A 23,326-nucleotide genomic window follows, 5' to 3' on the forward strand; every position below is an offset into this window, starting at 1 on the left:
TAATTTTTTAAAGCTAAATATTAAGTACACTTTCATGGGGATTAAGATTAGCTATGGCTAATAACTGGTTCTTTGCTAGATGCTATAGAAGCAGTCTGTTTTTTCTGGCTGTGATTTTCGATAATTTGCTCCACGACATTTCTGTAAACTTGGGCAAACTTTTCTTTGGTATGATTTGCTCTTGCATATTCCCAAGCCTGACGAGACATCAGCTTTAGGTCTTCTACAGGCAAATTGGAAATACTTCTAACTTTCGCCTTAATTTCGTCAACGGAAAGATTATCAAAAATCACGCCAAAATCGTGAACATCTACACCAGATTCGTAGCTCAAAATCGGAATCAACCCGGCTTGCAAGCAACTGATTACGGCTCCTGACTGCCCTTCAGAAACGGAAGGATAAACAAGCCCTAAACAGTTATTTGTCACCTCTATAAACTCAGAGCTACTAACATCAATCCACCCATAAGTATGGATGTTAGGCGTTTCGTACAGTTCTTTATAGAAAGCTTGCTCAAATTCTTTGTCATTACTTACCGGGCCACAAACTGTTAAATGGTATTCCGGCATTTGGGCAAAGGCATCTAAAACTAAATCTAATCCTTTGAGGACTAAAGCACTACCACCAAACCACAGAAAACGTTTTCTTACCGCTTCAAAATCTTTCTTGTCGGGATAAGGATAAACGCTAGGCGAAGAAATTGGGATACGATACATCGGTTTGTTGGCATACTTGAATGTATCAGTTGTGAAATCATTACCCAACACAATCGCGCAATCAGCATATTCAATTCCTAAATTAGGAACTTCAAATCGCTGTGGTTTTAAGGTGATACCTTTGCGCCGTTGTAGTTCTAGAAGCCTGTTGCATTCTGCTGCATTGCGAAACACCATATTCGCAATGTCAACGTGGAAAATCTTGATGCAATCTTTATTGAGTTTTGGTGCAAGCGCTTCCATTCGATGACGGATATCAATGAAAAACGCGTAGTCTTTTTGAGGAACGAATTTATCATTGTGGAATTGGATAACATCAACGTTATAGCCTAAAGTTAGAAAAGTTTGGGCTATTTGCCAAACTTCCCAGTACCAAGTATGGTCATTAGGCATTGGCTGACCAGCTTTTAAGAGAAATGGTTCAATCCGATAAGAAAGTAGTACATTTCCTTTGGAAGGCTGTTTAGGGTTTAGAGAAACAACCTGTAAAGTCTTAGCGTAATTGATGCGAGCTTGGACTTTTTTAGACACAAAAGAAATAGTATTACCGACACGAGATAGAAGATTATTTGGCATTTATTTCTACCCTAATTAATTATTGTATTACCTTATAGAAAGCAGCCAGTATGTTCTACAAAAAACATCTGGCGTAGAGAAATCTATAGTTATCTGGAAGCTGTACCGCCAACAGTCATCATTCTCAACAAAGGCCAATTTAAATCTTTCTCAGATATTTCAGTCACATCTAGAGGCCAATCAATGGCAAAGAATGGGTCGTCATAGCGTAAACCTCTTTCATACCCTGGCGTGTAAAATTCGCCCACTTGATATATAACTTCAGTCTCATTTGTGAGTGCTTGATAGCCATGAGCAAACATTTCTGGAACATACAAAGCACGGCGGTTTTCTGGAGTTAGCTCTACACCAATGTGTGATAAAAAGCTAGGAGATTCTGGACGCATATCAATAATTACGTCATAGATAGCGCCTTTAGTACAGCGAATTAATTTCGTTTCTGCTGCTGGCAGAATTTGATAATGCATTCCCCGGATAGTGCCTTTTTTATAGTTAAAAGACAGGTTACATTGGGCAACTGTTGGCTTTAATCCGTGTGCTTCAAATTCTTGAGCGCAGAAAGACCGAGCAAAAAAACCACGGTGGTCTGGTTTTTCTTCTAAGTCAATAATGAATGCGTCTTTGAGTGCAGTTTCGGTAAAAATCATTTGATTGCTTTGAGATGAATGTTGGTTAATTAAATTAGATATTCTTCTGGCGAGAACGTTTTTAAGTTGATACTTTAACTAGATCAGATGCAGAAGGTAATTCTGCTCTAGGATAAGTATCATCCCAGTATTGAGTGCAGAGGTCTGGCTTTTCAGGAGGGTTGGCCGTGTAACAAAAGAATAGCGCTGACCGTTCTTCTGTGCGGACTGTGCCGTGATGCAAAGCATTTTTCGTATCTACAATAATCACAGTACCTGCTGGGCCTGGGCAGGATTTCCAAGCTGATTTCGGGATGACTGATTTTACTTCTTCATCATCGATACCCATATAGCCTGACTTCCAAAGTTTGTAGTAAAGTTGAACATAACTCCAACTAAATAAAGAAGTTAAAGAGCGGGGGATGTATTCAAAAGGCCCAGTTTTTTCTTCTACATTATTTAAGTAAATGAATATTTTGATAATGCGACGGTCTTCGGCATCGCTATGCCATAGCAGTGTCCCAAACTGATGTTTGCTAGGGAAATCTTTGCGTAAATGTACACCATGAAAAGCAACAGGAAGACCAATATAATTTTCGATAATATTGAGAAGTCTTTTCTCGATTCCCCAAGCATAAAATTCTGGTAAACCTGTAACTGTGGAAATTTGTGGTAACTTTTGCTCTAGATGGTCATTGTTGGCATTTTCCATCTGAGACAATTGATGGTAAGCAGCTTTGAGCAGTTCTGAGCTAGAGTTTAGCCCTAAATCTGCCAGTGTTGTGACGTAAACGCCATCTTTTTTGAGAGCATTAAGAATATTGCGATCGCTTCCTTCTAAGGCTGGCAAATTTCTGCTATGCTTCCAACGGGCTAGATAATATTCAAAGTCAGAAGATAGTGTAGCTATTTTGCATTTTATAGCACTAAACATTGCGTAAATTCTCCTTTTTTTGATACATATTTCTTAGAAATTTAATAGCTTACGGCTTATAAGTCCGCACTTGTTGAGTAGGTATTTCACTTGATTCTGCTAAACCGAGTTCTTTAGAAACCATCACATCAAAAGCACACAAGCTGACTAAAGCCAAAAATGGAATTACTATTTTGATAGCGGACATCGGCCATCTTCTTAAAGCACCCAAGAAAACTTTCAAATTGACTTCTTTACCGTTCTGCAAAAGCATCCGCCTACAAAACTGCTTAGAATATCCACTTTTCTCTAATTTCAAAATCACTTCGGGTATGTGTTTGTATTGCATTAGCAGTGCAGATTTTGGTTCCTTTTGCCAATAACTCACACCAACAATACATTCTAAATAAGTATCTTGAGTGACGATTACTCTGCCATTAGCAGCACAATATCCGGCTAGATATGCTAAAGATATCCAGTTATTCTCAGCATCTTGCCATTTTTGGAGAGCGCGTTTTACTAGGTCAGTGCGGTAGACTGTAGCAGTCAGAAAAATTACTGCGCCAACACTTTTTGAGAAACAATGTTCAAATATAGCTTTACCATCACCATCACCATCTTCACTATCTATATCAAACCAGCGATTACCAACAATTGTTGGTGGGTGAACTGGTTCACCAGTAATTTGGTTCCGTCCAGAAAAATTGAGAAACAATAATGATAAATCTTCATGCTGTTTGAGTTTGCTAATCACATAAACAATAGCTCTATCTTGAATTGGGTCATCATCACCAATTGTCCAAACATATTTAGTTGTTGTAGAATTTAGGCAATACATAATATTTTTGACTACGCCTAAATTCTTGAAATTTTTATTCGATTTAAATGTAATATTACTAAGTGTTGTTTGCCATTTTTCGATCACTTCCTGAGTATTGTCTGTTGAACAATTATCAGAAACTAAAATTTCACAGTCGTCTTCAAAACCTTTAATAGCTTGAGCTAACCAAGTAAGTTGCTTATCTAGAAGCTGGGCACGATTAAATGTAGGAATGGCAATAGTCAGCAGTTTATTCATATTAAGGTTTAATCTGTAGTTAAGAAGGTATTAAGCTGCTTCCCAATCTAATTTTTTGTGGTTCGGCGGCAAAATTTATAGTAGATACACCTTGTAATTACTCTTTAGCGATTTCCAAAATACATCAAAGCATTTATCTCTTGGAAATCACTTAAATATTGCCCATGATCGCGATGCCAGATAAATATAGTAATAACAGGCATTAAGACCCTATTAAAACCCTATCCCGAATAGGAGATTGATAAATTTTAACTTCAGGAATTGGCACTACAAACTGTCCACCCCACTCGCCAATAAATGCCATTTGTTCCATAATTTCTTCCTTGAGATTCCAAGGCAATATTAGGAGATAATCTGGTTTGGTTTCGCGGATTTTATCTGGTGCAAAGATGGAAATATGAGTTCCAGGTAAAAATAAGCCCTGCTTGTAAGGATTGCAATCTACTGTGTAATCGATAAAATCTTTTCCAATCCCACAGTAATTGAACAATGTATTGCCTTTGGCTGGTGCGCCATAACCAGCGATTGATTTACCTTCTGCTTTAGCTGTCAAGAGAAAATTTAATAGTTTGTGCTTTGTTTCTTTAACTTTTTCTCCAAATGTAATGTAAGTCTCCATGCGATGCAGCCCGGCGGCAATTTCTTTAGCTTTCAAATCTTTAACTCGTTGACTAATGCTGAGATGAACAGCGTAGTCCTGTTTGGCATAAATTCTTAGTGAACCGCCATGAGTTGGTAATTCCTCTACATCAAAAAGTTGCAAGTTGTGCGCTGCAAAAATTTTTTCGATAGTCAGGAATGAAAAATAAGAAAAATGCTCGTGATAAATAGTATCAAACTGATTTTGTTCAATAAGCTGCAAAATGTGAGGAAACTCCATCGTCAAAATGCCATTGGGTTTGAGGATGAGTTTCATTCCAGCTATGAAATCATTTAAATCTGGTACATGAGCTAAAACATTATTACCTATCAAAAGGTCAGCCAGTTTTCCTTGTATCACTAGTTCTTTGGCAGTTTCAACTCCAAAAAACTTGTTAAGACTAGGAATGCCTTTGTCTTCAGCAACTTTAGCTATATTTGCTGCTGGTTCTATTCCTAAAACAGGGATTCCCTTTTCTCGAAAATATTGCAGGAGGTAGCCGTCGTTACTGGCAATTTCAATAACTTGATTATGACGATTAAAGCCAAACTTTTCTACCATCATCTCCGTGTAAGCCTTGGCATGTTTTAGCCAACTTACAGAGTAAGAAGAAAAATAAGCATAATCGCTGAAAATGTGATCTGGTGTTTCAAACTGTTCTAATTGAACTAAGAGAGTGTCTTCAGAAACATAAGCGTGGAGAGGATAAAACTTCTCTGCATTATTTAGCTGTTCTGTTGTCAAATAAGCATTGGCTAAAGGTGACATTCCCAGATCAATAAAGGTTTGGTACAGGGGTTGACCACTAAAACGACATTTTGCGATCGCCATAAATTTAACTCACTAATTGCAAATAATTTGATAGATGGGATAAGTCCGAATCAATGCTATTTGATTCGGAAACTTAGTTTATTTGTTCGCTACTGCTAGGCTAATCTAACTACTTTTTATTCCAGAAAAAATCTTTGTCAATTTGCTCAGTACGAATCAGATACTCTAGTTGCCTTAAGCGGGTAAATCCTCTAAACAAGAAAGTATCTTCAGCCATGTGTATTTGACTGAATAAATCAAATAACTGCTGGGCGCCAAGTCGAGCATTCCAATCACACTTAAATCCAGGTAGGATTGTGTTGATTTTCTCGAAGGATACTCGATAGCTGCGGTTATCTGAACCGTTGTTACCAAAGGACAATTTACAATCTGGGAAAATATCAGCAACAATTTCTGCGATTTCTTTGACGCGATAATTATTTGCTGTATCTCCCACGTTGAAGATTTGGTTATGTACAATGTCTCGTGGTGCTTCCAAAGCGCAGACTATTGCTTTGCAAATATCCAGTGCATGGACTAATGGTCGCCAGGGTGTGCCATCACTGGTCATTTTGATTTGTTTGCTAGTCCATGCCAACCCTGCTAGGTTGTTTAAAACAATATCAAAGCGCATTCTGGGAGAAGCACCAAAGGCAGTTGCATTCCGCATAAAGGTGGGAGAGAAGTCATCGTCAGCCAGTGGTGTGACATCTCTTTCTACGAGAGTTTTGCATTCTGCGTAGGCTGTTTGGGGATTAACTGAGGATTCTTCTGTAACATCACCTGCGGTAGCAACACCGTAGACGCTGCATGAAGACATGTATACAAAACGGCGCACACCCATAGCTTTAGCTAGGCTAGCTAGACGAACTGAACCTATATGATTAATTTCGTAGGTAATATTAGGTGCTAATTGTCCGGCTGGGTCGTTGGATAGTTCTGCCATGTGGACTATGGCTTCAACACCTTCCAAATCATCAGGGGTGATGTTGCGAATATCTTTGTTGAGGGTTTTGGGTGTCACCCCATTAGCGTTGTACAACCAACCAACTTTATAGAAACCGGTATCTAGACCGATAACTTCATGTCCTCGTTCAATTAACAGAGGGGGTAATAACGAACCAAGATAGCCTTCTGTTCCAGTTACTAATATTTTCATTGTGGTTAATGCCTTTGTATTGATGAGTTAAATTAGGGGCGCACAAATATTTGCCCTAAAGGGTGTTGCATTCAAGAGAGAACCGCTATATTTTTCGTTTGTATGCAATTTGACCTCTCTCCAAACCTCCTCTCATAAGAAGAGAGAGGCTTTGAATCTTGCTCCCCAACGCCAGTAGGGAAGGGGTTGGGGGTTAGGTCATTGGACTCAACCCAGAAGTGCTATATATATCGGCTAACAGTCATTACATAGTTTGCCGACTAACCCATTGGGTAGCAGCACTCTATAGCGGTTCTTAATTGATGCACTACACTTTTTTCTTGTGGGATGGGTATCTTACCCGTCTCTTGTATTTCCAGGCTGGAAAAGATGCCCACTATACAAGATTCATCCTTTTATTCAGCAGCCCGGAAGTAATAACTATGTTATCTATGCAGTTAGTGCAATATCTAGATGCGAAAGTTGGGGAATTTCTGCCACAAGCGCTTTACCGATTTCTAGAGAAGATGTGGCCGCAGGAGAAGGAGCATTGCAAACATGAATGGAGTTTTGACCGGAAACAATCAAAAAGTCGTCTACAAGCTTGCCATCGTTCATTAAGGCTTGAGCGCGAACTCCTGCATGGGTGGGAACTAAATCTTCTGCTTGGACTTCGGGAATTAGTTTTTGCAAACTTCTGGTGAAGGCTGCTTTACTAAAGGAACGAATAATTTCTTGAATCCCTTCATCAGCGTGTTTTGCTGCCAATTTCCAAAAACCAGGATAGGTAATGACTTCAAGAAAATCCCGTAAGTCAAAGTCGGTTTTTTTGTAACCTTCGCGCTTGAGTGACAGCACCGCGTTTGGCCCTGCATGGACGCTACCATCAATCATCCGGGTAAAGTGAACACCCAAGAAGGGAAAATCTGGATTGGGAACTGGGTAAATTAGTGTTTTGACCAGATAACGTTTTTCTGGAGTGAGTTCGTAATATTCTCCCCGGAATGGAACAATTTTTGCTTGGGGTTCAACTTGACCTAATTTGGCGGTGCGATCGCTATGCAATCCAGTACAATTAATTACAAAGCGGGTTTCAAAGCTACCCTTGTTTGTTTGTAATACCTGATTTTTTCCACTTGGGGAGATTTTCAAAACTTTTGTATTCAGGTGTAAATCCCCGCCCTGCTGTTGAATTAGCTGGGCATATTTCAAACAAACTTGCTTGTAATTAACAATACCAGTTGAGAATACCCGAAGTCCACCTACACATTTTACATGAGGTTCAACTTCCCTGACTTCTTCGGGACTAATTCTCTTAACTTCTATGCCATTGTCTAAGCCGCGTTTGTAGAGATTTTCTAAGCGTGGTAGCTCTTGTTCTTCAGTTGCAACAATGACCTTACCACAAACTTCATGCTCAATTCCATGCTCTTGACAAAACTCTACCATAGAGCGAGAACCGTCACGACAAAATTTAGCTTTGAAACTCCCTGGCTTGTAGTAAATACCAGAATGAATTACACCGCTATTATTGCCGGTTTGGTGAAATGCCCATTGACTCTCTTTTTCTACTACTAAAATACGAGCATTGGGATAGCGTTCTCCTAAAGCCAGCGCTGTAGAAAGCCCAACTATTCCCCCACCTATAATTGCAAAATCATACATTTGGATTATTGTACTTCAAATTACAGTAAATTTATAAAATTGGGAGTGGGGAGTGGGGAATGGGGAGTTAAAATTTATAACTCCTAACTCCTAACTCCTAACTCTCTTTCTACCATACCTTCCAAGGGGCTTGAGTGCTTTTCCATAGCCCCTCTAGGTAGTTTTTATCGCGTAAAGTATCCATAGGTTGCCAAAAACCATCATGTTTGAAAGCCGATAGTTGTTCCATATCAGCTAGCTTTTCTAATGGCTCTTGCTCCCACACGGTAGAGTCATCAGCAATCAAATTGATTACTTCTGGTTCTAACACAAAATAACCGCCATTAATCCAAGCTCCATCACCTTCAGGTTTCTCTCGAAAGCTGGTGATTTTAGTTTGCTCATATCCTAAAGAAATAGCCCCGAAACGTCCGGCTGGTTGAACGGCTGTAAGTGTTCCTAATGTCTTTTGTTCTTTATGAAATTTAACTAGCTCAGTGATATTAATATTACTTACACCATCACCATAAGTAAAGCAAAAAGTCTCATTACCAAGATGTTCACTGATTCGCTTTAAGCGTCCGCCTGTCATTGTATTATCACCCGTATTTACTAAGGTGACACGCCAGGGTTCAGCATAACCAGAATGCACGTTCATCTGGTTAAATCGCATGTCAAAGGTAACATCTGACATGTGTAAGAAGTAGTTAGCAAAATACTCCTTAATTATGTAACCTTTGTAACCGCAACAAATAATGAAGTCATTAATGCCGTGAGCAGAGTAAGTTTTCATTATGTGCCAGAGAATTGGCTTACCACCAATTTCAACCATCGGCTTGGGTCTGATACTAGTTTCTTCACTGAGGCGTGTACCAAGTCCTCCAGCCAAAATCACCGCTTTCATGCAATTACCTCGGAGATTTGTAGGGATATAATTATTTGACCGTGCCAATTTTAGATTCTGGATTTGCAATTTGGGATTAATGCTCGAATGTCACGAGCCTATGAGTAGATTTGCTCTGCCTATTTTCATAGCGGGGCATGTATCAAGAAACTCTTTTAATCGAAAATCCAAAATCTAAAATCCAAAATTGTTTGACTTTATCGACATGAAGAGGATGCACTTAGATAGAGAAAAATTGTTTTCTTTTTTCTTTTTCTACGTCAATAATCTAACTGTTATTTTCGGTGAAATCATGAAGGAAATATAAATTAAAATCTTTTCTATATAAAAGCTCTATGAATATCTAGAAATAGGAAAATAAATTACTCTTTTAAATAAAAATGTTACCCAATAAATAACTAGGGTTAGCGGACGCTAACCCTAATCAGGCTTGATTTCTGAAATTCAAACCAATAATATGCCAGTAAAAAAACTTACTTGTTTTTAGTTAGTTTTTTCCACATTACTTGAAGTGTTGAATAAAGGGTCACATTTGTTTTCTATGACTACACACATGTTACTGAGTGCTTGCTGATAATTATCCATATCATCTTGCTCAAGGAAGAATTTGGCAGATGCCTGTATATCCTCGACAGCTTTCGCCTGATTTTTGTTAGATTCACTACCGCCATACTGTGCTAGTTCATAGCGAACCATGCCTCGTTTGAGATACACTTTTGCTAGTTTGGGGCTGATAGCTAATGCTTGGTTAAAGTCAGCGATCGCTTGATTATATTCTTGCTCATAATTGCTGCTATATTGAGCAATTTGATAATAGACAACACCGCGTTGAAAGTAAGCTTCTGCTTTGGATACATTAAGTTTTATGGCATGAGTAAAATCTGTGATCGCTCTTTTGTAAGCTTGTTGAGATTCACCGCTATATTTAGCCATTTGGGTGCGGACAATCCCGCGTCTGATATAAGCTTCAATTTCATTACTATCGAGACCAATGGCGCGATTATAGTCTGCGATCGCTAGGTTATACTCTAGATCGGGATCGTTGCTATATTCGGCGAGCATATAGCGGGCATTACCCCGATTCACAAGAGCTTTGGTTTGATTGGGATTGATTTTGAGAGCTTGGCTATAATCTACAACTGCTCCTTCGTAGTCTTTCATGTTATAGCGAGCATTGCCACGATTTACAATAGCTCTGGCATGTGTCGGTTCTTGTTCAATTGCTCCGGTAAAGCTGGCAATTGCTTTTTCATAATCCCGGTCTTTGTAAGCAGTATAACCTTGCTGATAGTAATCAGCGAAGCTGAGTTTGTTATTTGTCTGGCGAGACTTCAGTGTTTGTTGAGTGTAAGCATTTTGGGTAACTAACGGCTGAGTAAATTTAATCATTACATCCGCATATCCCAATAAACCAAAACCCAGCAAGCAACAAATAATCGGGTACAACTTTGACTTCTTGGAAGGTTTATAAGATGCACCGCTTGGGGTAATTACTGGTTGCCAATAATTAGCTGAGTGCGGTGACATGGTTCGCTGTGGAAAATGCGGTGTCTGGGTGTAGTGCTTTTTCCGTTTGATTCGCGGTTGGAGATGTTCTCTAGCTTCTATAGCCCGATGTGATGGGAAGGGGTCGCGTCCGCCTAATCGCACAGTACGTTCACACCAGGGACAGCTACGCATGTGGTTGTTGTAGCGATGCTGAGGATTTGTCGTGCAGGTAATCAGGGAATCTTCGGCTTCAGCAATAGCCGATAGCCAAGCCTGGGCACTGGGGCGCAGCTGTGGGTTGTTGTGACCGTCTTCAAAACAACGGACAAATAGTTCTTGTAGGCTGGGATGAAGAATTTCCCAAGCGGGTGCAATGGGTGTAGGAAGGTAGGGTACGTAGCGCTTTTGGCTGTAAGTAAAATGACCCGATGCAATGCGGGCTTCGTAAGGCGGTGGCTCAATAGCGCCTTGAAAAATCCCCGAAAATGGGTGCGTGCCTTCCATTAAGAGTTGAAATACCAGCACCGCTAACCCAAATAAATCGTGAGAAATTTCGCGATCGTGCTGGGCAAAAGTTTTATTCTGTAGTTCTGGTGGGGTAAACTCTGGTTTCCCAACTGGGCAGCGATAAAGAAGATTGCTGCTTGGGTCAAGTACTTGGAAGGAGTCTGTATCTATCAAAGTCACCAGTGCTGTGTCACTGACGAGGATATTTGACTCATTCACATCACCAATACAATATCCACTAGCGTGTAAAGCGGCAAAAGCTGCCGCCAAGTTACGAGCCGTGCGGAGCAGGTACTGATAGTTGAATAGGGGGCAGTGTTGGCGACGGGTTCTGGGGTTGTAAAAGTCGATGATTGGACGCATCCCCTGAATGCGTGGCATCAAAAAGCCAAGGATGATATTTTTGCCATCTGCCGCCCGTAATAAATCCTCTGGCCAAGCGATAGAGATATGCCCTAAACTCGCCGTAGGGTTTTCTGGCGGGTTAGCAAGCATCGCCTGGAGTTTATCAGCATGAGCAGTCGTTGGCTTGTGGTAAATCTTTGCCACCAAGTTGTTATCGGATGGCACTGCATAAACACAAGCTTCACCGCCACGTCCCAAACTGACATTGAGACTGAGGATTTCTTTTCTAGGGGAACAACGTAGTACCTGCATAATGAAATTACCGCTAACGGAGTTATTGTAAGATGTGAAACCTGTAAATTTTTTGCTTATGAGTTGTTGAATGCAGCTATAATGAGTGTCAAATCATCATCAGTGCGTTGCGTAATCCGTTCTGAGCGTAAAAACTTTACCAACTGCTCCTTCGCTTCTGTCTTATCCTCCGCATTAGCTACAAATTCAAACAGGGGAAAAAAGAAGGGTTTGTGAGGTTCGCCAACAACCATATTCAAAGCCAGCATTTGTAGTCCGTCGGTGATGATGCCAACATTTACTATGTCTGTGCGCCAGACTTTTATCTGCGCTGTATCTAAGGCAGTAGGAGAAGTTAAAAAAGTTGTTTCGTTGATGTATTCGCCGCTATCAGGTATGGTAAGTGCCAGGAGGTTGCCCATGCTATCTTTTGCCACTGCCAAACCATCACCTATTTGCATTACAGCCACAACTTCTGGTGTGGCAAGCATCACAATTAAGGTAGTGGCTAAATCTTGAGGCTGTTTGTCACAACTAGCTGCCTCATCATCCACAGCTTTTTTGGCGGCTAATATGGCATCATTTAAGAGCGATCGTACCAATGCATCATCAGTCAAACTTTTCCGAGTGAGTCCAATGGTTGAAATGTTTTCTATTGCTGTCTCTACAGCAATCATCGCTCCCACTTTCCCAAGGCTAGCAGAACCCGCCCCATCTGCTGCGGCCGCCACTAAAACGTTATCTGATAATACCTGCCAGTGATGAGCATCTTGGCATAACTGATTGTTTTTTAAGTGACTTGTACCACATACAGACGCAGCCACAATCCGCCATTGAGCAATCTGTTTTGATATGTTCATAGATTTTTTTTCCAGCAGCTAGCTGTGTAAACATCAAGCTGCGATTTTTTTTATTAAACAGTCCCCCAACCAATCGGCGGTAATGCTACCTGTTCGTCCACCTGCGAATGAGAAACAGCTGACATACTAGTTGACAGCCAAACAAACATCTCGATAAAATTTAATCCTTTAAGCTTCAGGGGGGTACGCACAGCTATTTGATTTAAACGAGTCATATTCGCATTTTCTACACCTACTGTAAAAAATGCTACCCGCTTATTAGCCTCATCTCCCTGTAGGCGCTGGGATGCTTGCTCTACGACATTTTCTAACTCGCCTTGTGGTTCTCCATCGGTAATCATGAATACCCAAGGACGATAGTAAGCAATCCCATTGGCACGATACTGAGATTTTCGCTCTTGAATTATGTCTAAAGCTTTATGAATTCCTGCACCCATCGTAGTCAATCCCTGAGCTGTCAAAATCGGTGGATTGAATTGATCCGCAGTCACAAAGTCTTGTACTACATTGATATTACTATCAAATGTTACGATCGCCACTTCCACCCGTCTTGCGGCTAAGGAATTTTTGACTAATTCATCCTTTAAACTTAGTAAACCCTGATTTAAAGCCTCAATCGGGTCTCCTTGCATCGAGCCAGATGTGTCTAGTAACAGTACACAAGGACAACGTGGTTCTGGGTTCTCAGCAAATTCTACTACTTCATCAAGTCTTAATGTATCATCCATAACTTTTTGTGTTATGTTAAAGTTCAAAGCTTTATTTCCCTTTTCTCAGAGTATATAATTACCATCGCCGAAGCGACTTACAGAATATAGTAGCTAGTGGTAGATGCTCTAATTTTTATTAAACAAATTTTTTTCATGAAGTTCTCTACATATTTAAGAAGAACTTGAGAACAGCTTAGTTTAGCAAAAAAGAGTTTATCAAAACGCAGCATTCCCTGTTGTAATGTATCTACCCAAAAATTATATCCATTAACCCTACAGTACAATAAATACGTAAACTTTCCTATATAACTTTTTAAAGATTTTATGTAGAAGAATCGTTCTTTTACATAAAGATAATTAACCATAATTAAGCTCATTAGCTCTAGAAGTATAGCAGTGTAGCTGCGGAAACATGGAATTAAATTTAACTCTTTCAGTAAGTGGGCATAAATAAACATCATTATTAAGATCTTCAGTCAAGAGTTGTTGGTAGTAAGTAAAATCCAGAAGTAACTAACATCTACTGATAGTCTAGCTAGGATAGATATTTACGTTTATTCATACCCACCTACTTTTTTTTGAGATAGATAAAAGAAGTAGAGTGTGCTAAATATAACAAAAAATGTCTAAAATTTACTAGTTTTAACATATATACATATTTTAAAAGGAATATTTTGTACGGAGAGAAATATTACAAAGAAGAAAGTATTTCATAGCTGATATTTTCAATTTACAAATGTTCGGTTGTTGATTCCGCAAAAAACTTGAAAAATATGAATAATTCTGGTGCATTCACCAAACTACGTCCAATAAGTTTGTTAAGACAGTTATCCAATTGCTCTGACAGTACTTGTTTACAAGCATTGAGTAACTCAGTTTGTTGGTCGATTTACCTAGAACAGGGAAGAATAACCTACGCTACCCATTCAGTGGAACCCTTTGACCGGCTAGAACGTCATTTGCGTCGCCTCAGCCACCAAATTCCACTGCTTACCAGTGAGATTCGTGTTCAATTACGTCTAATGTTTGAACCTGATTCACACACTCAGTTAATTGAAGATGACAGTAATTTAAGAAGCCACCCTCCTGAGTATCAGGCTATATCCTGGCTTGTTAGTCAACAACATTTACATTCTACACAAGCAGCAGTGCTGATTCAAGAATTGGTTCAAGAGGTGATTGAATCATTTTTACTAATCAAAGAAGGTACTTATGAATTAGCAGAACCACTTGATATAATGCCAATATTTTGCTGGTTAGATGTAGAAAAAATTCTAGAACATTGCCAAGTAAGATTAAAAAAATGGCAAGCTTTTGTTCCTCAAATTTCTTCTCCATATCAACGTCCATATCTGTTTATTAACAGCAAAATTGAGGAAAAAGATTTACCAAAACTCCAGCCAGATTTAACTAATTGGATGAAAGGTTTTAGCCTGTGTCATCTAGCCGTAATTTTGAATCAAGATGAAATACAACTGGCTCACACTTTATACTCTTACATACTTAAGGGTGCGATTATCTTGCATGAAGCTGATCCACCTTATGATAAATTACCAAAGATATTTGAAGAGCAATCGCTTATCTCTAAATTCATTCCCAAGTTAGTTGATACCAAAAAAGAACTAAATACCACCGTCAACCCTTACCTAGATATTTCTGAAGAGAATATAGTTCCTGTCCAACGATTACCTCAGATTTCTCCTTCTCCAAAAGAAAACTTTCAGGAACCAACAATATCAAATAGCATAATTCCTTCTTCCCAAATAGTAGCGGCTGCTACTGTAACGGCACAAAAAGCTTATAAAATCGTTTCTGTAGATGATAGCCCCACAATTCTCAAAGAAATTAGCCGTTTTTTAGAAAATGAAAATTTTTCTGTAGTGACTATTAACGATCCAGTAAAAGCCGTTTTGTCAATTATAAGACACAAACCTGATTTAATTTTGTTGGATTTAAACATGCTAGGAATCGACGGTTATGAGTTGTGCCGGATTATACGAAATAATTCCATATTTCAAAAGACTCCTATCATCTTTGTCACTGGGAATAAAGGGATTGTAGACAAAGTAAAAGCCAAACTAGTTGGGGCATCTGGCTATCTGATTAAACCGTTTACTCGCGCCGAATTACTGAAAATAATTTTTATGCATTTGACTTAAATTAGCCAAAAAACCTAAAAATTTTGAACTAGTGAGGAAATTAATACTAATCTGAAAATTGACGAAAACTTAATTAAAAAGAGCTACTTGAACTTGCTAGTCATCCAACTATTATTAAAGACACGGCATTGCCGTGTCCCTACGAGTATCTGTGTTCATCTCCGGCTAATTATTTTTTCCTTACGTGCTACATTTCAAAGAGTAATACTTGTGGGTTAATTACAGATTGAAATTTTTGGAGTGCTAGAAGGTTGATTCTTGCGCCGCTCAATGAGAGCAATGTCAACTGCAAAGCTTAACCAAGAAGTATCGTATTCAAAATGTAATCAACTTAAGTTGGCAAAAAAGCCAATACCACAATAGACAGGCTTACCGATGCAAAAAATGGCTCCTGTCTATTACAAAGTTTTAGGGTGTGGTAGAAGAGAACTCATAATTTGGGTTGTTGTAGCCTGGATTTGACATGGCGGATGTTACAAGGTCAGAACTGCTGAGTAAACTCCTGACATCAGTTCCTATACCTTGGCTGGGTGTAGTGCTACCTAGCGACATCAGTTCGCCACCAACAGAGAAATTCCAGCCTTCATTACCAACGAGTGTTTTGTTATCACCACTGGCTTCAATCCGGTTTCCAAGGAGATTGCTGTTATTTACACTGCCAGTGTTGCCAGTACCAAGGATGTCATTGTTACTACCAGGGAGTGTATTGGCATTACCAAGGATGTCGTTGTTATTGCCTAAGTTCCAGTTACCGTTACCGTTGGTTGCGTTATCGCTGCCAAAGCCCCAGTTGCCATTACCTTCGGTTTTGCCGCCGTCACCGTAGTTCCAGTTACCGTTACCCTTGGTTGTGTTATCACTACCAAAATTCCAGTTACCATTACCGTCGCTTGTGTTGTTACTACCATATAGCCAGTTACCGTTACCTTGGCCACTGTTGCCGGTAGCATTTGCACCATCTAATTTTTGAATATCAGATATCCAGTTGTCACTCTTATAAGGTACAGGTTGACCGTTGCCAGTTTCAGGTAGGTTGCTACCACTTTCCTTGGAGGGGGGAGTGCTGCCAAATGGTAAGTTACCAGGGAGGTTACCGCCACCACCAGATGCGTTACCACCAGATGCGCCACCAGCAAAGGGGTTGCTACCGCCACCAGATGCGTTACCGCTAGATGCGCCACCAGCAAAGGGGTTGCTACCGCCACCAGATGCGTTACCGCTAGATGCGCCACCAGCAAAGGGGTTGCTACCGCCGCCAGATGCGTTACCACCAGATGCGCCACCAGCAAAGGGGTTGTTACCGCCGCCAGATGCGTTACCACCAGATGCGCCACCAGCATAGGGGTTGCTACCGCCGCCAGATGCGTTACCGCTAGATGCGCCACCAGCATAGGGGTTGCTACCGCCGCCAGATGCGTTACCGCTAGATGCGCCACCAGCAAAGGGGTTGCTACCACCACCTAATGCACTAAGATCACCGCCAAGGACTCCGACGAGTTGATTGAACGGATTATTGGTATCAGTTAAAGCCCGCTCGTCAAGTGGTCGCTCGTAATTATACTTGTACTTTCCATCTTCACTGGTTGTGGATGAGTTGCCACCACCGATGAAGGAAGCGAAAGTATTACTACCACTAGCAGCGCCACCGGAGCCACCGCCACCGAAGCCACTGCCACCGGAGCCACCGCCACCGAAGCCACCGCCACCGAAGCCACTGCCACCGGAACCACCGCTGCCATCGGTGGACTGCCATTTGCCATCACTGAAAGAAAAATTTCCGTTACCAGATATGTTGCTAGTACCTTGTGACCCAACAGTTTGATTGCTATTGTCAGAAGTTGCCATTAGAATTAAGCTCCTATTACTTAAACTGAAATTCCTCTATCAAAAGGAATATCAACGACGTGAATGAAAGTATTTTTTGACTTTCATCTTCAATAAAGAAATACTAATAAAAACAGCAATTACTACCTTTAGCAAAACTATACAAAATCAGATTTAGATTTCAAATGAATAAAATTTAGATTAGATTGCCGATTCTTTAGATTCGATTGTCTATTCTTTCGATATTGTTCAGGTAGATTTCAGAAAATTGCCCGGTAATCCTTACTGTGAAGGCTTTGTAAGAAGTATTTGCAGTTATTTTTCGGCTCAAACAGGGCAAATTTACCTTTTTGGAGTTCTACAATAAAATGCAATGCAATTACACTAAAAAAAAGAACAAAGTTTGATTTTTGTAGTCTATTGAGTGAGAAAATATTATTGTGAGGTTTTATCGAGTTTGAAAGATTCAAGTTCTGCGATCGCTAGTCCAAAGGCATCTAAATTACTCTTGTTCGCAACCAGTGTTAAAAACCAACGAAAAAATCAGCATTTCTCGTTTGATTTATTTTCCAACTCTCAATGCGATGGCTACGCCTACGCTAAATCTATATCAATAAGCAGCTATTAGTTAATGTGGCTATTTTTAAGCTTATTGAGAATAAAAGCCTTGGTTGACATAATGCGGCTAGCCTGAGCCAACCAAGGCTTATGTAATGGTTGCATATCGTCCAGCCTGAATCATTGCCTAAATCATTAAGGCGATCGCCTTTTGGTCATGATGTCGCCTTAATTAATTGCTGGGTACAGAGCGAATCTCAAACATATCTCTCAGATTTACACAAGCCAAAACGCCAAGAAAAGATTAGCATCAAAGATTGTTCTGTCAGTCTAACGTAGTAGGATTGTTCAAGTGAAAGGGTACGCCTTGCGGGACGAATAGCCATCGATCGCTAGTAGGCACCCTAAAATAAGAGCAAAAGACGATTCCTAAAACAAGCACACTCCATGCGTATTTCTCTAAATTGGCTGCGCGAACTAGTAGAGATAAAACTTAGTCCAGAAGAGTTAGCCGAAACCCTGACAATGGCGGGGTTTGAGGTTGAAGAGATTGAAGACCGCCGCACTTGGGCAAATGGCGTGGTTATAGGGAAAGTGCTTGAGCGTCAACCCCATCCCAACGCCGATAAATTAAGTGTTTGCCAAGTGGATATTGGTGCAGGTGAGACTTTAAATATTGTCTGTGGCGCTGCAAATGTGAAGGCAGATATCTATGTGCCTGTAGCAACTACGGGTACTTACTTACCCAACATTGATTTAAAAATTAAACCTGCAAAATTGCGTGGTGTCCCATCTCAGGGCATGATTTGTTCTTTAAAGGAACTCGGTTTACCCACCGATGTAGACGGAATTCATATTTTTACCCAGGAAAATTTACCATTGGGTAGCGATGTGCGTCCTTTGTTGGGTCTAGATGATGTAATTTTAGACTTAACTGCAACTGCCAATCGCGCTGATGCTCTGAGCATGGTAGGCGTAGCACGGGAAGTAGCAGCTTTAACTGGTGGAAAGTTGAGCATTCCTGAACCCGGTGAAGTCTCTATTACCAAAAGTGCCGGAAATTTAGCTTTAAAAATTGCCGATACCCAAGCTTGTCCTGCATACATTGGTACGGTAATTGAACAGGTAACAATTGCTCCATCTCCCGAATGGTTACAACAGCGTTTGCGGGCTGCTGGGGTACGTCCCATAAGTAATGTAGTGGATATTACTAACTACGTTTTGTTGGAATGGGGACAACCTCTACATGCCTTTGATTGCGATCGCCTACAATCAGTTGCAAGTAGCGGAAATTTAACCATCGGCGTTCGCTTCGCCAATACTGGAGAATCCTTCAAAACCCTCGATGGTCAAACTCGTACCCTATCAACCCAAAATTTGTTAATTACCGCAAACGACAGACCCGTTGCACTGGCGGGAGTCATGGGTGGGGAAGAAACAGAAGTCCATCAAGGGACTCAAAGCCTAGTTTTAGAAGCAGCTTTATTTGATTCCGTAGCAATTCGCCGTTCTTCCCGCAGTGTTGGGTTAAGAAGTGAGGCTTCTGGCAGATATGAACGGGGAGTTAACCGAGCTGAGTTGGAAATAGCTAATCGCCGCGCCTTATCCTTAATTAGCGAATTAGCTAGCGGAGTTCTTGTCCAGCAGGAAATTGCCGACACCCGCCCCGACCCGTCTACCTGGAGTCGCTCTATCGCCTTGCGTTTAGACCGCGTTAATCAAATATTGGGGCCGATAGATTTGGGAGAGGATACAGGTGAACTCCAAGAACAAGATGTTGAGCGTATCCTGACTGCATTGGGATGTCGATTAACTCCTTCAGAAAAAGATACTAATCATCAACCTACATGGTCAGTTTCTGTTCCACCCTATCGTTACCGCGACTTAGAGCGAGAAATTGACTTAATTGAAGAAATCGCGCGGCTCTATGGCTACAACAAATTCTGTGATACCTTACCAGAAAAAGCGGAAGCTGGCTATCTGCCTTTAGATGAGGAATTGATTCGCAAATTACGAGCTTTCCTCCGGGCTGAAGGGTTGACAGAATTAATTCATTATTCTTTAGTCAAACCAGGAGAAGACAGAAATATAGTACTGTCAAACCCCTTATTTGTCGAATATTCAGCGCTGCGAACCGATTTGATATCTGGGTTAATTGATGCCTTTCAATACAATTTAGAGCAGGGTAATGGTGCCTTGAACGGCTTTGAAATCGGGCAAATTTTTTGGCAAGAAGAAGACGGTTTGCAAGAAACAGAAACCCTAGCTGGAATTGTGGGAGGGGATATTTCTGTTGGCAAATGGTCAAAAAGTGGACGCGAAGAACCCATCTCCTGGTTTGAAGCCAAAGGCATTTTAGAAAGTGTATTTCGGCAACTTGCCTTGCAGGTAGAATTTCAACCCGATTGCCGAGATAATCGCTTACATCCAGGACGCACCGCTTCCCTGTGGATTCGGGGTAACAGACTGGGTATTTTTGGACAACTCCATCCCCAATTGCGGCGAGAAAAAGGTTTACCAGACTCCGTTTATGTTTTCCAATTGGATCTAGATGTGCTTTTAGATTCTCTGGGAGAAGATGAAGTTGTGGTTCCAACATTCCGTCCTTATTCTACCTATCCAGCTAGCGATCGCGACATCGCCTTTTTCGCACCCGTGAAAATCTCAGTTTCCGAAATTGAAAAAGTAATTACCAAAGCGGGTAAAGATTTGCTCGAATCTGTGGAATTATTTGATGAATATCGCGGCGAAAATGTCCCCGAAGGACAACGGAGTTTAGCATTCCGCTTAATTTATCGCGCTAGCGATCGTACTCTTACTGAGGCAGAAGTCGAACCAGTACACAATAAAGTGCGTGAAGCTTTGGTGGAAAAATTCGGCGTAAACCTAAGAAGTTAGTTATTGGGCATGGGGCATAGGGTATAGGGCATTGTTTATTCCTCTCCCTCATCTCCCCACTCCCCATTCATTTTTTATTTGGAATTAATTAGCTATGCCTAAATATGTACTCTGGGGAACTTACTGCGAAGACGTTCTTGAAAAACGCGCCCCCCACCGTCAAGCTCATTTAGACGGATTAGCAAAACAGAAAGAATCCGGTGTGCTAATTACTATTGGCCCTACCAAGGATGTGACAAAAGTTTTTGGAATTTACGAAGCCGAAGACGAAGCCACTGTACGCCAGTTAATTGAAAATGACCCCTATTGGAAAAATGGCATCTGGACTGAGTATTCTGTTAAAGAATGGATTCAGGCTTTTTAAATTAAGTATGGAGCATGGGGAATAAGGAATGAGTCTTTGATACTCGTGAACAAGTCTTTGAACTCCACTCTCCTGCCTCCTCTGCCTCCCCTGCCTCCCCTGCTCCCTCATCCCCACTCCCCACATAATGAAAACTTGGCAAGTTGATTTTTATCGTCGTCCATTACCAGATGCATCTGGACAAATTTTATGGGAATTGTTGATTTGTGACGCAACTCGTAGCTTTGAGTATGAAGCTAGCTGTCTCCAGTCAGCAGCAAATTCGAGTTGGGTTACTACTCAACTTGAGCTAGCCGCAGGTGAAAAATTGCCAGATGTGATCCAGGTATTTCGTCCTCAGTCACTAAGTTTAATTGAGGCGGCGGGACGCAATTTAAGTATAAATGTCGAACCTACCCGCCACACTTTGGCACTGAAGCAGTGGTTACAAGAAAAGCAGTATCCCTCAACGCTAGATAAACCACCTCCAGCACCATTACCAGAAAACCTCTGGGGCGAACAATGGCGTTTTGCAAGTTTAGCTGCTAGTGATGTGGAAACGATATTTAGCGATCGCCCCATTCCCATTTTGCACATCCCAGAACATCTCAAACCCATCAATTTGGGTTTGGCATCAACAGTACCCGTCCCTGGTGTAGTAATTTATGGTGGACGGCAATCGATGCGGCTAGCGCGGTGGTTACAGCAAGCCCGTCCGGTAGGCTTGAATTACATATCTGGCGCACCAGACGGCTTAATATTAGAAGCTGGCTTGGTGGACAGATGGATTGTTGCCACATTTGAAGATCCAGAAGTTACAACAGCAGCCCAAGCATTTGAACAACGAAAAAAGCATTGCCGAGGATTGCATTTTTTATTAGTTCAACCCGATGATTCCGGGATGACTTATAGCGGCTTTTGGTTATTGCAGGCAGAAGATTGATATTGATTGCTAAAAATATTTTAGGACTTACGCAAAATATGCCTCAAACTCTGATTTCTCCGTGCCCTCTGTGCCTTTGCGGTAGCCTGCGGCAAGCCGAAGCGTCTACGTTATTCCGTAACTCATGGGTAAGTCCTATATTTGTCCGCTTAATTTCTAAGGCGATCGCTTTTCTGTAATAAGCCTTGTAATAAGAATATTGCTTCTATATTTGCGTGTATGAATTATTTATAGTAAATTGATGTAGTAAAAATTATTGAAATAACAACAAATATTTTTTGTATTTCATATTACTAATTAATTTAATATTTATCCAGTCTTTGGTTAGAGGTATAGTGAAATCTCACTGATTATTATTGAAATTGAAAGAATAACTTGAACTTAGAATTCTATCTACGAGTTCCCAAAGGCAACGCTAACAAAGCTGTTTTTGTGGCAATTTGTATACTACATACAAATAAGTTATCGTTTAGCCGTGCTAGTTCAACTTAATTCTTTAATTAATTCTTTAGAGAGTGCTATATGCAAAAACCAAACGACCAGAAAGACTATTTCGTTAAGTACCTTTCCCTTGCTCCTGTTCTTGCCGTTGTTTCTGTATCAGTTGCCTTCTCTACCTGGGCGATTTTTAATTATTTTTTACCTGATCTTCTTTTTCATCCTATGCCATGACATGAGCAGTGATGATTTAAAGCCGTTATCATCACCATTTGATTGTTAGTAATATTGTTGTTAACACTAAAAAGCGCTCTCCCAAATTGGGAGGGCGCTTTTTGATTTAGCTAAACTTAAGAATTAACCGTTGATAGCAGGAGCGGTCATCGCCACAGGAGCAACATCACCAGCAGCTAAATCTAAGGGGAAGTTGTGAGCGTTACGCTCGTGCATTACTTCCATACCCAGGTTAGCCCGGTTGATTACATCAGCCCAAGTGCTGATGACGCGACCGCTTGAATCAATAATTGATTGGTTGAAGTTGAAACCGTTCAAGTTGAACGCCATTGTGCTTACACCCAAGGCGGTGAACCAGATGCCGATTACAGGCCATGCTGCTAAGAAGAAGTGCAGTGAACGGCTGTTGTTGAAAGAAGCGTATTGGAAGATTAGACGACCGAAGTAGCCGTGAGCCGCAACGATGTTGTAGGTTTCTTCTTCTTGACCGAATTTGTAACCGTAGTTTTGTGACTCGGTTTCGGTGGTTTCACGAACTAGTGAACTTGTTACAAGAGAACCGTGCATTGCAGAGAACAAGCTTCCGCCGAATACACCTGCTACACCTAATTGGTGGAAGGGGTGCATCAAGATGTTGTGTTCTGCTTGGAACACGATCATGAAGTTGAAGGTTCCGGAGATAC

The 23,326-nt window shown here is 40.8% G+C and carries 19 protein-coding genes and 1 pseudogene; 7 read left to right on the top strand and 13 right to left on the bottom strand.

Annotated elements, in window-relative coordinates; genetic code table 11:
- Positions 1-47 precede the first annotated feature (47 nt).
- The 11 genes from LC608_RS24040 to LC608_RS24090 form a co-directional block, all read right to left on the bottom strand.
- Positions 48-1,292 (bottom strand): glycosyltransferase, encoded by a 1,245-nt coding sequence (locus LC608_RS24040; protein ID WP_229555972.1) that lies wholly within the window; start codon positions 1,290-1,292, stop codon positions 48-50.
- Positions 1,293-1,381: 89 nt separating this feature from the next.
- Positions 1,382-1,939 carry a dTDP-4-dehydrorhamnose 3,5-epimerase gene (gene rfbC, locus LC608_RS24045; RefSeq protein ID WP_229555973.1) on the bottom strand — a complete coding sequence of 186 codons (558 nt, stop codon included), beginning with the start codon at positions 1,937-1,939 and terminating at the stop codon, positions 1,382-1,384.
- 61 nt (positions 1,940-2,000) lie between these two features.
- Positions 2,001-2,852 (bottom strand): phytanoyl-CoA dioxygenase, encoded by an 852-nt coding sequence (locus tag LC608_RS24050; RefSeq protein WP_229555974.1) that lies wholly within the window; start codon positions 2,850-2,852, stop codon positions 2,001-2,003.
- Between the two features lie 49 nt (positions 2,853-2,901).
- Positions 2,902-3,909, bottom strand: a complete 1,008-nt coding sequence (locus LC608_RS24055; RefSeq protein ID WP_229555975.1) for a glycosyltransferase family 2 protein — start codon at positions 3,907-3,909, stop codon at positions 2,902-2,904.
- A gap of 202 nt (positions 3,910-4,111) precedes the next feature.
- Positions 4,112-5,380 carry a class I SAM-dependent methyltransferase gene (locus tag LC608_RS24060; RefSeq protein WP_229555976.1) on the bottom strand — a complete coding sequence of 423 codons (1,269 nt, stop codon included), beginning with the start codon at positions 5,378-5,380 and terminating at the stop codon, positions 4,112-4,114.
- 109 nt (positions 5,381-5,489) lie between these two features.
- Entirely contained in the window at positions 5,490-6,518 is a 1,029-nt protein-coding gene (locus LC608_RS24065; RefSeq protein ID WP_229555977.1) for an NAD(P)-dependent oxidoreductase, read from the bottom strand.
- 429 nt (positions 6,519-6,947) lie between these two features.
- A complete protein-coding gene (lhgO, locus tag LC608_RS24070; protein WP_229555978.1) occupies positions 6,948-8,162 on the bottom strand; it encodes an L-2-hydroxyglutarate oxidase in 1,215 nt (404 codons plus the stop codon).
- 109 nt (positions 8,163-8,271) lie between these two features.
- Positions 8,272-9,045 carry a glucose-1-phosphate cytidylyltransferase gene (gene rfbF / locus LC608_RS24075; RefSeq protein ID WP_229555979.1) on the bottom strand — a complete coding sequence of 258 codons (774 nt, stop codon included), beginning with the start codon at positions 9,043-9,045 and terminating at the stop codon, positions 8,272-8,274.
- Positions 9,046-9,528: 483 nt separating this feature from the next.
- Positions 9,529-11,697 carry a tetratricopeptide repeat protein gene (locus tag LC608_RS24080; protein WP_229555980.1) on the bottom strand — a complete coding sequence of 723 codons (2,169 nt, stop codon included), beginning with the start codon at positions 11,695-11,697 and terminating at the stop codon, positions 9,529-9,531.
- Positions 11,698-11,753: 56 nt separating this feature from the next.
- The gene (locus LC608_RS24085; protein WP_229555981.1) at positions 11,754-12,536 is read right to left on the bottom strand and encodes a PP2C family serine/threonine-protein phosphatase; all 783 of its coding nucleotides are present in this window, start codon (positions 12,534-12,536) and stop codon (positions 11,754-11,756) included.
- 53 nt (positions 12,537-12,589) lie between these two features.
- The gene (locus LC608_RS24090) at positions 12,590-13,264 is read right to left on the bottom strand and encodes a VWA domain-containing protein (RefSeq protein ID WP_100898244.1); all 675 of its coding nucleotides are present in this window, start codon (positions 13,262-13,264) and stop codon (positions 12,590-12,592) included.
- A gap of 755 nt (positions 13,265-14,019) precedes the next feature.
- Here LC608_RS24090 and LC608_RS24095 point away from each other — a divergent pair.
- Entirely contained in the window at positions 14,020-15,405 is a 1,386-nt protein-coding gene (locus tag LC608_RS24095) for a response regulator (protein ID WP_229555982.1), read from the top strand.
- Positions 15,406-15,813: 408 nt separating this feature from the next.
- Here LC608_RS24095 and LC608_RS24100 read toward each other — a convergent pair whose 3' ends face one another.
- Complete coding sequence (locus LC608_RS24100) at positions 15,814-17,250, bottom strand: hypothetical protein (protein WP_229555983.1); 1,437 nt, start codon at positions 17,248-17,250, stop codon at positions 15,814-15,816.
- A 720-nt stretch (positions 17,251-17,970) separates the two neighbouring features.
- On the opposite strand from LC608_RS24100, the gene LC608_RS24105 reads away from it, so the two are divergent.
- From LC608_RS24105 to LC608_RS24130, 6 genes are all read left to right on the top strand, one after another.
- Complete coding sequence (locus LC608_RS24105) at positions 17,971-18,126, top strand: hypothetical protein (protein WP_229555984.1); 156 nt, start codon at positions 17,971-17,973, stop codon at positions 18,124-18,126.
- Between the two features lie 108 nt (positions 18,127-18,234).
- Positions 18,235-20,685 (top strand): phenylalanine--tRNA ligase subunit beta, encoded by a 2,451-nt coding sequence (gene pheT / locus LC608_RS24110; RefSeq protein ID WP_229555985.1) that lies wholly within the window; start codon positions 18,235-18,237, stop codon positions 20,683-20,685.
- A 94-nt stretch (positions 20,686-20,779) separates the two neighbouring features.
- Positions 20,780-21,049, top strand: coding sequence for a YciI family protein (locus tag LC608_RS24115; RefSeq protein ID WP_100898250.1), 270 nt, complete (start codon positions 20,780-20,782; stop codon positions 21,047-21,049).
- Between the two features lie 127 nt (positions 21,050-21,176).
- Positions 21,177-21,971: a Tab2/Atab2 family RNA-binding protein gene (locus LC608_RS24120; RefSeq protein WP_229555986.1), complete on the top strand. Its 795-nt coding sequence runs from the start codon at positions 21,177-21,179 to the stop codon at positions 21,969-21,971.
- Positions 21,972-22,009: 38 nt separating this feature from the next.
- The gene (locus LC608_RS24125; RefSeq protein WP_229555987.1) at positions 22,010-22,150 is read left to right on the top strand and encodes a hypothetical protein; all 141 of its coding nucleotides are present in this window, start codon (positions 22,010-22,012) and stop codon (positions 22,148-22,150) included.
- Positions 22,151-22,493: 343 nt separating this feature from the next.
- The gene (locus LC608_RS24130; RefSeq protein ID WP_229555988.1) at positions 22,494-22,643 is read left to right on the top strand and encodes a PsaJ protein; all 150 of its coding nucleotides are present in this window, start codon (positions 22,494-22,496) and stop codon (positions 22,641-22,643) included.
- Between the two features lie 123 nt (positions 22,644-22,766).
- Here LC608_RS24130 and LC608_RS24135 read toward each other — a convergent pair.
- Positions 22,767-23,326: pseudogene (locus LC608_RS24135) on the bottom strand (photosystem II q(b) protein); the annotation flags it as partial.

It is taken from the genome of Nostoc sp. XA010 (assembly GCF_020829625.1).
GTDB lineage: Bacteria > Cyanobacteriota > Cyanobacteriia > Cyanobacteriales > Nostocaceae > Nostoc.